General features: G+C 60.8%; 11 protein-coding genes. 3 read left to right on the forward strand and 8 right to left on the reverse strand.

The window, feature by feature from the left end; translation table 11 throughout:
* Nucleotides 1-100: 100 nt before the first annotated feature.
* Both AB4P97_RS26190 and hemE read left to right on the forward strand, forming a co-directional pair.
* Nucleotides 101-1,519, forward strand: coding sequence for an FAD-dependent oxidoreductase (locus AB4P97_RS26190; RefSeq protein ID WP_042557272.1), 1,419 nt, complete (start codon nt 101-103; stop codon nt 1,517-1,519).
* A gap of 186 nt (nt 1,520-1,705) precedes the next feature.
* Complete coding sequence (gene hemE / locus AB4P97_RS26195) at nt 1,706-2,773, forward strand: uroporphyrinogen decarboxylase (RefSeq protein ID WP_007909440.1); 1,068 nt, start codon at nt 1,706-1,708, stop codon at nt 2,771-2,773.
* Nucleotides 2,774-2,950: 177 nt separating this feature from the next.
* Here hemE and AB4P97_RS26200 read toward each other — a convergent pair whose 3' ends face one another.
* The gene (locus AB4P97_RS26200) at nt 2,951-4,222 is read right to left on the reverse strand and encodes an MFS transporter (protein ID WP_042557273.1); all 1,272 of its coding nucleotides are present in this window, start codon (nt 4,220-4,222) and stop codon (nt 2,951-2,953) included.
* 118 nt (nt 4,223-4,340) lie between these two features.
* On the opposite strand from AB4P97_RS26200, the gene AB4P97_RS26205 reads away from it, so the two are divergent.
* Nucleotides 4,341-5,237 carry a LysR substrate-binding domain-containing protein gene (locus AB4P97_RS26205; RefSeq protein WP_395601801.1) on the forward strand — a complete coding sequence of 299 codons (897 nt, stop codon included), beginning with the start codon at nt 4,341-4,343 and terminating at the stop codon, nt 5,235-5,237.
* A 129-nt stretch (nt 5,238-5,366) separates the two neighbouring features.
* On the opposite strand, the gene AB4P97_RS26210 is transcribed toward AB4P97_RS26205, so the two are convergent.
* From AB4P97_RS26210 to AB4P97_RS26240, 7 genes are all read right to left on the reverse strand, one after another.
* Complete coding sequence (locus tag AB4P97_RS26210; protein ID WP_395601802.1) at nt 5,367-5,804, reverse strand: excinuclease; 438 nt, start codon at nt 5,802-5,804, stop codon at nt 5,367-5,369.
* 155 nt (nt 5,805-5,959) lie between these two features.
* Nucleotides 5,960-6,763: a hypothetical protein gene (locus AB4P97_RS26215; RefSeq protein ID WP_042557276.1), complete on the reverse strand. Its 804-nt coding sequence runs from the start codon at nt 6,761-6,763 to the stop codon at nt 5,960-5,962.
* A 25-nt stretch (nt 6,764-6,788) separates the two neighbouring features.
* Nucleotides 6,789-8,015: a beta-ketoacyl-ACP synthase gene (locus AB4P97_RS26220; RefSeq protein ID WP_395601803.1), complete on the reverse strand. Its 1,227-nt coding sequence runs from the start codon at nt 8,013-8,015 to the stop codon at nt 6,789-6,791.
* The gene (gene fabG / locus AB4P97_RS26225) at nt 8,015-8,743 is read right to left on the reverse strand and encodes a 3-ketoacyl-ACP reductase FabG2 (protein WP_042557278.1); all 729 of its coding nucleotides are present in this window, start codon (nt 8,741-8,743) and stop codon (nt 8,015-8,017) included. The genes AB4P97_RS26220 and fabG overlap by 1 nt, the downstream gene beginning before the upstream one ends.
* Nucleotides 8,736-9,200, reverse strand: a complete 465-nt coding sequence (locus AB4P97_RS26230) for a hotdog family protein (RefSeq protein WP_042557279.1) — start codon at nt 9,198-9,200, stop codon at nt 8,736-8,738. Before AB4P97_RS26230 ends, fabG begins: the two co-directional genes overlap by 8 nt.
* The gene (locus tag AB4P97_RS26235; protein ID WP_395601804.1) at nt 9,197-10,393 is read right to left on the reverse strand and encodes a beta-ketoacyl-[acyl-carrier-protein] synthase family protein; all 1,197 of its coding nucleotides are present in this window, start codon (nt 10,391-10,393) and stop codon (nt 9,197-9,199) included. Before AB4P97_RS26235 ends, AB4P97_RS26230 begins: the two co-directional genes overlap by 4 nt.
* The gene (locus AB4P97_RS26240) at nt 10,390-10,872 is read right to left on the reverse strand and encodes a hypothetical protein (protein ID WP_395601805.1); all 483 of its coding nucleotides are present in this window, start codon (nt 10,870-10,872) and stop codon (nt 10,390-10,392) included. Before AB4P97_RS26240 ends, AB4P97_RS26235 begins: the two co-directional genes overlap by 4 nt.
* Between the last annotated feature and the right edge of the window lie 85 nt (nt 10,873-10,957).

Consider the following 10,957-nt stretch of genomic DNA (forward strand, 5'->3'; position numbering starts at 1 on the left):
GACAAGCCGCAAGTTAACAGCAGTGCGCGATGTGCCTGCAGAGTGATTTTCTTGCAGCTTGAAGCTAGTAGCTTGAAGCTGCTGTTATGAGGTTTTGAAGATGGCCGAACGTCTCAGTAACGACTTTCAATTCATCGATGTCGGGCGCAAAGATCCGAAGAAGAAACTGTTGCGTCAACGCAAGAAAGAGTTCGTCGAGATCTACGAACCTTTCAAACCCCAGCAGTCGGCCGATCAGGCCCACCGCTGCCTGGGTTGCGGCAACCCGTACTGCGAATGGAAGTGCCCGGTGCACAACTTCATTCCCAACTGGCTGAAGCTGGTGGCCGAGGGCAACATCCTTCAGGCCGCCGAGCTGTCGCACCAGACCAACACCCTGCCGGAAGTCTGCGGCCGGGTTTGCCCTCAGGATCGTCTGTGCGAGGGTGCCTGCACCCTTAACGACGGGTTCGGTGCAGTGACCATCGGTTCGGTCGAGAAGTACATCACCGACACCGCGTTCGCCATGGGCTGGCGCCCGGACATGTCCAAGGTCAAACCGACCGGCAAACGTGTCGCGATCATCGGTGCTGGCCCGGCAGGTCTGGGCTGTGCCGACGTACTGGTGCGTGGCGGTGTGACCCCGGTGGTGTTTGACAAGAACCCGGAAATCGGTGGTCTGCTGACCTTCGGTATCCCCGAGTTCAAGCTGGAAAAGAGCGTGCTGAGCAATCGTCGCGAAGTCTTCACCGGCATGGGCATCGAGTTCCGGCTCAACACCGAAGTCGGCACTGACGTGACGATGGAACAACTGCTCGCCGAATACGATGCCGTGTTCATGGGCATGGGTACTTACACCTACATGAAGGGCGGTTTTGCCGGTGAGGACTTGCCGGGCGTTTATGACGCGCTGGACTTCCTGATCGCTAACGTCAACCGCAACCTGGGCTTTGAAAAGTCGCCGGAAGATTTCGTCGACATGAAAGGCAAGAAGGTTGTGGTGCTCGGTGGTGGCGACACGGCGATGGACTGCAACCGCACCTCGATCCGCCAGGGTGCCAAGTCGGTAACCTGCGCTTATCGTCGTGACGAAGCGAACATGCCCGGCTCGCGCAAAGAGGTGAAGAACGCCAAGGAAGAAGGCGTGAAATTCCTCTACAACCGCCAGCCGATCGCCATCGTCGGTGAAGACCGGGTCGAAGGCGTGAAAGTGGTCGAGACCCGTCTCGGCGAACCGGACGCCCGTGGCCGTCGCAGCCCCGAGCCGATCCCGGGCTCCGAAGAGATCATCCCGGCCGACGCCGTGGTCATCGCCTTCGGTTTCCGTCCGAGCCCGGCGCCTTGGTTCGGACAGTTCGAAATTCAGACGGATAGCCAGGGCCGCGTCGTTGCGCCTGAGCAAGGTCAGTACAAGCACCAGACCAGCAATCCGAAGATCTTTGCGGGTGGCGACATGGTGCGCGGTTCCGACCTGGTAGTGACGGCAATCTTCGAAGGCCGTAATGCCGCCGAAGGGATCCTTGATTACCTGGGCGTCTAAAACCGTTTTAAGCTGCACTGCAATACCTGTGGGAGCTGGCAAGCCAGCTCCCACAGTGTTTTGTGGCGTTACAAAGTCTGCATTCCAACGCAATAAATTGACCCGATAGACAAAAGGCTGACCTGCATCCGTGCCTTTTCCCTCGCGCTCTGAGAAAATGCCCGCACTTTTTTTCCGGATGCCGACATGACTGCCCTGAAGAACGACCGTTTCCTCCGCGCCCTGCTCAAGCAACCCGTAGACGTCACCCCCGTGTGGATGATGCGTCAGGCCGGCCGCTACCTGCCGGAATACCGCGCCAGCCGTGCCCACGCCGGTGACTTCATGAGCCTGTGCATGAATCCGGAGTTCGCTTGCGAAGTCACCATGCAACCGCTCGACCGCTATCCACAACTGGACGCGGCGATCCTGTTTTCCGACATCCTCACCATCCCCGATGCCATGGGCCAGGGTCTGTACTTCGAGACCGGTGAAGGCCCGCGCTTCAAGAAAGTCGTCAGCACCCTGGCCGACATCGAAGCTTTGCCTATCCCGGATCCACACAAAGACCTCGGCTATGTGATGGACGCGGTCAGCACTATCCGTCGTGAGTTGAACGGCCGTGTGCCGCTGATCGGCTTTTCCGGCAGCCCGTGGACACTGGCGACGTACATGGTTGAAGGCGGCTCGTCGAAAGACTTCCGCAAGACCAAAGCCATGCTCTACGACAACCCGCAAGCCATGCACCTGCTGCTGGACAAGTTGGCGCAGTCGGTGACCTCGTACCTCAATGGCCAGATCATGGCTGGCGCGCAAGCGGTGCAGATCTTCGATACCTGGGGCGGCAATCTGTCGGCGGCGGCGTATCAGGAATTCTCGCTGGCCTACATGAAGAAAATCGTCAGCGGTTTGATCCGCGAAAACGACGGTCGCAAGGTGCCGGTGATCCTGTTCACCAAGAACGGCGGCCTGTGGCTGGAAAGCATCGCCGAGGCCGGCGCCGACGCACTGGGCCTGGACTGGACCTGCGACATCGGCAACGCCCGCGCTCGTGTTGGCGACAAGGTTGCCCTGCAAGGCAACATGGACCCGACCGTGCTCTACGCCAAGCCGGAAGCAATCCGCACCGAAGTCGGGCGCATCCTCGCCAGCTACGGCAAGGGCAGCGGCCACGTGTTCAACCTCGGCCACGGCATCACCCCGGAAGTCGACCCGGAACACGCCGGTGCCTTCCTGCGCGCGGTGCATGAGTTGTCGGCTCAGTATCACGAGTGATCGATACGCAATAAAAAACGCCCGGCCAATGCCGGGCGTTTTTGTATGCGTAATCCACAGTCGGACGCTTAGCAAATGTGGGAGCGAGCCTGCTCGCGAATGCGCAGTTTGCGTCAATAAATTTGCTGACTGATCCACCGCTTTCGCGAGCAGGCTCGCTCCCACACTGGTTTTGGGTCAGGCCTTCACACCACCCAATGGCGGCAACTTCGCCAGCTTCAACGCTATCAACAGCGCCACCAGCAACAGCGCGCCGATAAACAGTCCAATCCCGTTCCACCCACCCAAATGCCAGAACACCCCGCCCGCTGTCCCGGCAATGCTTGACCCGGCGTAATAGCTGAACAGGTACAGCGACGACGCCTGGCCCTTGGCCTTGATCGCCCGACGGCCGATCCAGCTGCTCGCTACCGAATGCGCGGCGAAGAAGCCGAAGGTGAAAATCAACATGCCGACAATCACCAGCAGCAGTGGTGTAAACATGGTCAACGCGAGACCGGCAAACATCAGCGCGATAGTTGCCCACAACACTTTGCGCCGCCCCAGTTGGTCCGCCAGCGAACCGATTTTCGCCGAACTGTAGATCCCTGACAGGTACACCACCGAGAGCAAACCGACGAACACTTGATCGAGGTTGTACGGTGCGGCCAGCAAGCGATAGCCGATGTAGTTGAACAGCGTGACAAACGCGCCCATCAGTACGAACGCTTCAAGAAACAACAGCGGCAGACCGGCATCGCGAAAGTGCATGGTGAAACCGTCAAGCAAGCTGCGCGGATGCAGCGAGCGTGAGCGGAAGTTGCGTGACTCCGGCAGGATCTTCCAGAACACCGCCGCCGCAATCATCGCCAGACCGCCAATCACCAGCATCGCCGTGTGCCAACTGACGAAGTCGATCAACACCCCGGTAATCAGGCGTCCGCTCATCCCGCCAATTGCGTTGCCGCCGATGTACAAACCCATGGCAAGGCCGATGTGTTGCGGATGAATTTCTTCACTCAGATAGGTCATCGCCACCGCCGCCAGGCCGCTCAACGACAAGCCGATCAGCGCGCGCATGATCAGCACGCCGTGCCAGCTCGGCATCATTGCACTGGCCATGGTGCACAGCGCTGCCGCGAACAGCGCGGCAACCATGACCGGTTTACGCCCGACCCGATCGGAAATCGGCCCGGTGATCAGTAAGCCAATGGCGAGCATACCGGTGGCCACCGACAGAATCAGGCTGCTCTGCGCCGCGTTGATTCCGTATTCATGAGACAGCAACGGCATCATCGGCTGTACGCAATACAGCAGCGCAAACGTCGCGAACCCGCCGCTGAACAGCGCCAGCACCGTGCGCATGAACATCGGTGTGCCTTTTTCGATGTAGATCTCTTGCAGTTCGGCGACGACATCGTCCGCTGCAGGCGGAACCTCATGGGCAAGGGGGGCGGTGGCAGTTTTCACATCGGACCTCGGAGAGCGCAGCCGGGCAGGCAATGAAAAAATCATATAGCTGGCTAATGTTTCTATCCAATATATTGTTCGACCTGTTTGATAGCTTTAACGACCTAATGGGGTTTTTATGGAATTGCGTCACCTGCGCTACTTCATCGCCGTCGCCGAAGAACTGCATTTCGGCCGCGCAGCACAGGTGCTGGGCATCTCCCAGCCACCGCTTAGCCAGCAGATTCAGGCGCTCGAGCAAGAGGTCGGTGCACGTCTGTTTGAACGGACCAATCGTCGGGTCGAGCTGAGTGAGGCCGGCAGATTGTTTTTGGAAGAGGCGCGGCTGGTGCTGGCGCAAGTCGACAAAGCGGCGGATGTCGCCCGTCGTGCGCAACTTGGTGAGCTCGGGGAACTGAAGATCGGCTTCACCTCATCGGCGCCGTTCAACTCGACCATTCCGCAGGCGATCTTTGCATTTCGCCAGCGGTTTGCGGCGGTGCATCTGCATTTGCGTGAGATGAGTAGCACCCAGGTTGCCGAGGCGCTGGTCGACGAATCAATTGAAGTCGGCATCATGCGCCCGCTGGGTTTGCCGGATTCATTGAGCGTGGTGGAATTGATGCGCGAGCCGCTGGTAGCGGTGCTCAGTTCCAAGCATCCGTTGGCTCAGGGCAGCGAGGAGGGGTTGTTTCTCTCGGCACTGGCGCCGGAGCCTTTCGTGTTCTTCCCGCGCAGTTATGGCAGCGGTCTCTACGCACAACTGCTCAGCCTGGCGCGCGACGCCGGTTTCAGCCCGCATTTTGCCCAAGAGGCCGGCGAAGCCATGACCATCATCGGTCTTGTGGCGGCGGGGTTGGGCGTGTCGGTGTTGCCGGCGTCCTACCAGCGGATGCGCATCGACGGCGTGGTCTACCGGCCGCTGCTCGACCCGGCAGCGGTATCGGCCGTATGGCTTGTACAGCGCAAGGATCAGAAATCGCCGATGGCCAAGGCGTTTGTCGACCTCCTCACAAGTAAGGTCGAAGAAGCCTGACGGCTATGCCGTCAATCGCCGGCAAGCCAGCTCCCACAGGTTTCAGTGTTGTTCACATTCTCCGTGTACACCCAGAACCCTGTGGGAGCTGGCTTGCCAGCGATGGCGTCCGCTCAAACACCGCAAGGCTCAAGGCAACAGCACCAAATCCCCCTTCAACGCCACCCGCGTGACAAAAATCCCCGCTCGACACTCGTAAGTATTCAAATCCTTGCGCACATGCTGGTCGTAATAACTGACGATATTGGTCACCGCGTTCGCCCCGACCCGCTTGGCCTCGGCCTGCAACTTGATCAGGTTTGACTGCAACACCCACTCGCACGAGAACTGATCACTCTTGTTGAACCCGTTGGTACTCAGATCACTGACCACGCCCCTCCTTAGCAACTGTTGAGTTCCCAGCGGCCCATTGCCAACCAGATAAAACTTCACACTGCCATCCAGCCGCCCGGCACGAAGCGCATCCGAGAGCACGGTCTCGAACGGCATGTACATCAGATTGGTGGCGTGGCTGGCGCTGGGGAGCAGGCAGAAGAGCGTTGCGGCGATCAGGGCTTTCACTTGCATGGTCATCTCCTTGACGGTGAAAGAGAGCAGCGAGTGTTTGATCGACTGGGGCTCGCCGTTCTGGCAGGTGTGGTGCGGTTGCCTGCTTGAACGAGTGTAGATGGGCAAAATAAAAAGGGCGCCGAAAGGCGCCCTTTGTCGTTTCTACAGTTCCATCAATCCACGTGCGCCAAATCCCCACGCAACGCCACACTCGACACCACCAGCCCGGCGCGGCACTGGAATTTTTCGGTGTCTTTGTAGAGGTCGCGCTGGTCGACACTGGCGATGTTGATCACGGCGTTGGCGTCGGCCTTTTTGGCGGCGTTCTGCAGGGTTGCGAGGGCCGATTGCAGGGCCCAGAAGCAGGCGTCTTCGTCGGACTTGTTCGAGCCGTTGGTCTTGCGGCTGCTGCTGACGGTGTCGAGTTTGCGTACCTGTTTTGGCAGGGTTTCGCCGGCCAGGTAGAACTTGACGCTGCCGTCGAGCAGGCCGGCGTCGGTGGCGCGTTTGACGCCTTCGCGGAAGCTGAGGTAGGTCGGCTCGTCGGCGCCTTGCTTGATGATGCCAAGGCTGTTGACGGCTTCGATGTCCGGGTTGATCGACAGCTCTTTGAGGACGTTGTCGCGCAGACGGTTGACCCAGCGGTTGTAGTTGCCGTGGATCTTGCCGTCCTTGGCATTCAGGCCGTAGCTGCTGCGGTAGTCGATTTCGAACGAAGTCGGGGTGAACGGGATGTCGACTTCGGCGTGATGACGACCACGCACGGTGATCGCGGCTTTGATCATGCCCGGACGCACCGATTGCACGACCCATTGGCGATCATTGAGCGCAGTGACGATGGCGCGGCTCATCTGTGATTCGGTGAAGCCCAGGTTGCTGGAGAACTCTTCCTTGGCGTTGTACACCGGTTTGCTGGTGCAACCGCCGAGTACAAAAGCCAGGGCCAGCAGGGCGGCGATGCGGTGAAACTGAGTCATTCCCTTCACTCCAAACGTGTAGCGGTCAGTGCCAGCGGCGGAAAATCAACGAGGTGTTGACGCCACCAAAAGCGAAATTGTTGTTCATCACGTATTCGTTGCTCATCTGGCGGAATTCACCGCGCAGGTAGTCGAGCTTGCCGCAGTGCGGATCGACCTCATCGAGGTTGAACGTGTGCACGTACAGGTCGCGGTTGAGCATTTCGATGCTGAACCACGACTCCAGCGCTCCGCAGGCCCCCAGCGTATGGCCGAGGAAACTCTTCTGCGAGCTGATCGGCATGCGTTCACCGAATAAGCTGCTGGTCGCCAGTGTTTCGGCAATATCGCCCTGTTCTGTAGCGGTGCCGTGGCCATTGACGTAACCGATCGCATCCGGTGTGAGCCCGGCGTCTTCGAGCGCCAGTTCCATCGCACGGCGCATGGTGGTTTGTTCCGGGCGTGTGGTGTGCTGGCCGTCGGCGTTGCTGCCGAAACCGACGATCTCGGCGTGGATATGTGCACCGCGAGCAAGGGCGTGTTCCAGCTCTTCGAGCACCAGCATGCCGCCACCTTCACCGATCACCAGACCATCGCGGCCCTTGTCGTACGGACGTGGGCTGGTCTGCGGCTCGTCGTTTTTCAGGCTGGTGGCGTAGAGCGCGTCGAACACCATCGCTTCGGTCGGGCAGAGTTCTTCGGCGCCGCCGGCGAGCATCAGCGGCAGGCGTCCGAACTTGATTGCCTCGTAGGCATAACCGATGCCCTGACTGCCGCTGGTGCAGGCGCTGGACGTCGGAATCAGACGACCGGTGAGGCCGAAGAAGATGCTGATATTCGCCGCTGTGGTGTGCGGCATCATGCGCACGTAGGAGTTGGCGTTGAGGCCCTCGGCCACCGAGTTGAGCAGCATGTTGCCGAACGCCTTGATCTCGTCGGTGCTGCCGGTGGAGGACCCGCAGGCCACGCCCATGCGCCCGTCCTTGATCGATGCGTCGCCGAGCAGGCCGGCGTCGGCCAGGGCTTGTTCCGCTGCACCGACAGCCAGACGCGAAACCCGACCCATGCTGCGCAGTTGCTTGCGGGTCCAGTGCGCCGGGACGACGAAATCATCGATGGGGCCGGCGAGACGGGTGTTCAGTTCGCTGAAGCGATCCCACTCGTCCATCCGGCGGATGCCGCTGCGGTTGGCCGCGAAGTTGCCAGCGATGGTCTGCCAGTCGCTGCCCAGCGAAGTGATGCCGGCCATGCCGGTGACAACGACGCGCTTCATCAGCACAAGCCTCCGTTGACCGCCAGGACCTGGCGGGTGATGTACGAAGCTTCCGCCGACATCAGGAAATTCACCGCACTGGCCACCTCTTCAGGGGTGCCCATGCGTTGCGCGGGGATCATTTTCATCAATTCTTCCACCGGCACGTTTTCGTCGAGCATCGCTGTGTCGATCAGGCCTGGCGCGACGCAGTTAACGGTGATTTTGCGCTTGCCCAGTTCGATCGCCAACGCTTTTGCGGCGCCGATGACACCGGCCTTGGAGGCGCTGTAGTTGACCTGGCCACGGTTGCCGATCAATCCCGACACCGAAGTGATGCAAACGATGCGACCAGCGGCGCGGCGACGGATCATCGGCATCATCACCGGGTGCAGGACGTTGTAGAAACCGTCGAGGTTGGTGCGCAGCACCACGTCCCAATCGTCGTCGCTCAGGGCTGGGAAGGCACCGTCGCGGGTCAGCCCGGCATTGAGCACCACACCGTAATAGGCACCGTGGGTTTCAACGTCGGCTTCGAGAATGGTTTTGCAGGTTTCACGGTCGGCGACATCGAACTGCAGGATGCGCGCGTTGCGGCCCAGCGCTTGAATTTCAGCCTGCACTGCCTGGGCTTCGGCGACGCCGCTGCGGCAATGCAGGATGATGTCGTGGCCGGCCTGCGCCAGACGCAAGGCAATGGCGCGGCCGATGCCACGGCTGGAGCCGGTGACCAGTACGGATTCAGTCATCGTTCGACTCCTGTGTCTGTTGCAGATATTGGGACGGTTGCGGCGGGCGGAACACATTCAGTCGGGCGCTGGCCTGGATGCCGGGCGCAGTGATATGGCATTCGAACACGCCCATGCCGTTGTCATCTTCCAGCGAGCGGATGCCGTGGACGGTCAACTCGCTGCCGGCCGGAAACGCTTCGACGTTGCACTCGAACTTACGTGTGCCGAGCAGGAAACCCAGTTCCACCGGATTGCCTTTGCGCCGTGCATGACAACCGGCGAACGCGGCGACGCTTTGTGCCATCAGCTCGACGCCGACCCACGCCGGCAGGCTGCCGTCGGGCAGGCTGAACAGGCCGTCAGGCTTGACCGTGAGGCAGGTGTAAATCTGTTCTTCGTCGAAGCGGATGATCTTGTCGATCAGGATCATGTCGCCTGCGTGAGGCAGCAGTTCGGCGAGCGGCCAGTCAGTCATGGGGCGTCTCCGATAATCAGGCTGACGTTGTTGCCCCCGAAGGCAAACGAGTTGCTCATCAGGTAGCGGGGTGCAATGGACGTCAGGGGTTCACTTGCGGTCACCCACTTGAGCGCTGGCAGGTCGGGATCGGGTTGGCCGTCCCAGACGTGCGGCGGTAGCGCGTGGCCTGGGTTGTCAGCGCTCAGGCTCAGCCAGCAGAACGCCGCTTCCAGCGCGCCGGCAGCACCGAGCGTGTGACCGGTCATTGGTTTGGTCGACGAGCACGCCACGCCGTCGGGGAACAGCGTGGCGACCGCCAGGCTTTCCATGGCGTCGTTGTGTTGGGTTGCGGTGCCGTGCAGGTTCAGATAGTTGATTTGCCCGGGCTGCAATTGCGCGCGACTCAAGGCTTTTTGCATCGCTTGCAGCGCGCCGCGCCCGCTCGGTTCCGGCGCCGAGATATGGTGCGCATCGGAACTGGCGCCAGCGCCGAGCAGGGCGATGGCCGGACCCTCCCCGCGTTGCTTGCTCATCACGAACAGCACCGCGGCTTCGCCGATGTTGATGCCGTTGCGATTGGCCGAGAACGGGTTGCAGCGCTCATCGGATACCGCTTCCAGCGATGAAAAACCGTTGAGGGTCAGTTTGCACAGGCTATCGACGCCGCCGCAGAGCACTGCATCGCACAGACCGAGATCGAGCAGGCGCTGCGCGCTCATCAGGGCGCGTGCGCTGGAAGTGCACGCGGTGGAAATCACGTAGGCCGGACCGCTCAGTTGTAGCCAGTCGGCAAGAAAATTCGCCGGGGCGCCGAGTTCCTGCTGCCGATAGTCGTATCCGCTCGGGAACTGCTGTTCACGAAGGAAATGCGCCAGACCGCGACTGGCTTCGTCAATGCCCGAGGTGCTGGTGCCGAGCACCACGCCGATGCGCTCGCGGCCATAAGTCTCAATGGCCCGGTCGATGTCATCGCGGATCTGCAACGCGGCTTCCAGCAAAAGCTGATTGTTGCGGCTGCGCTGGTCGGCGAGTTCTGGCGCAATCGCTGCCAGCTCACCGTGCACGGCGGCCACTGGCAACTCACGCTCTGGCACCCAGCCGGATTCGCGACGCATGCCGGAGCAGTCGCCAGCGAACAGGTTGTGCGCAACTTCATGCTTGTCGCGGCCCAGTGCGCAGATTACGCCGAGGGCATTCAAGTAGGCGGTCATGGCGTCGGTTCACCGAGGGGGGAGACGCTGTAGTGCGGGCCTTGAGGCAGTTTCAATTCGAAGCTCAACGGTTGTGAGTAGCGGATATTCCAGCGCGCTGGCAGGGAGCGTTGCTCGCCCTGTTGCTGCGCGGCGGGGTAGTTTCGCAGGAGTTCGCCGGACGGGGTCAGGGCGAACAGCAACGCGGCGAACAACTCCCGGGCTTCGGGATTGGGCGGCAGCAGGCCATCGGCCTGCCAGCGCCCGTCGATCAGTTGCTGACGTGCCTGGGGAATGCCCAGCGGGTCCATCATCGACCAGCGGATGCCGGAACCTTCACGCTGGATCACCAGCAGCCAGTCCTGGCGTTGTTCGGCGAGGTTGCGTTCGATGTGCAGTTGCAGGGGCAGCGGTAGAGTCGGGTTGCCCGTTGGTAGTGGTGCCTGAGTTGCGCAGGCACCTAGCAGCGCGATGCAGACCAACGAAAACAGTCGCAACACCCAAAAACCTGTGGGAGCTGGCTTGCCAGCGATTGCGTCGGCACGTCCAATATTGAGGATGACTGATCCACCGCTATCGCTGGCA

This window comes from Pseudomonas sp. A1230 (assembly GCF_044218825.1).
In the GTDB taxonomy this organism is placed as follows: Bacteria; Pseudomonadota; Gammaproteobacteria; order Pseudomonadales; family Pseudomonadaceae; genus Aquipseudomonas; species Aquipseudomonas iridis.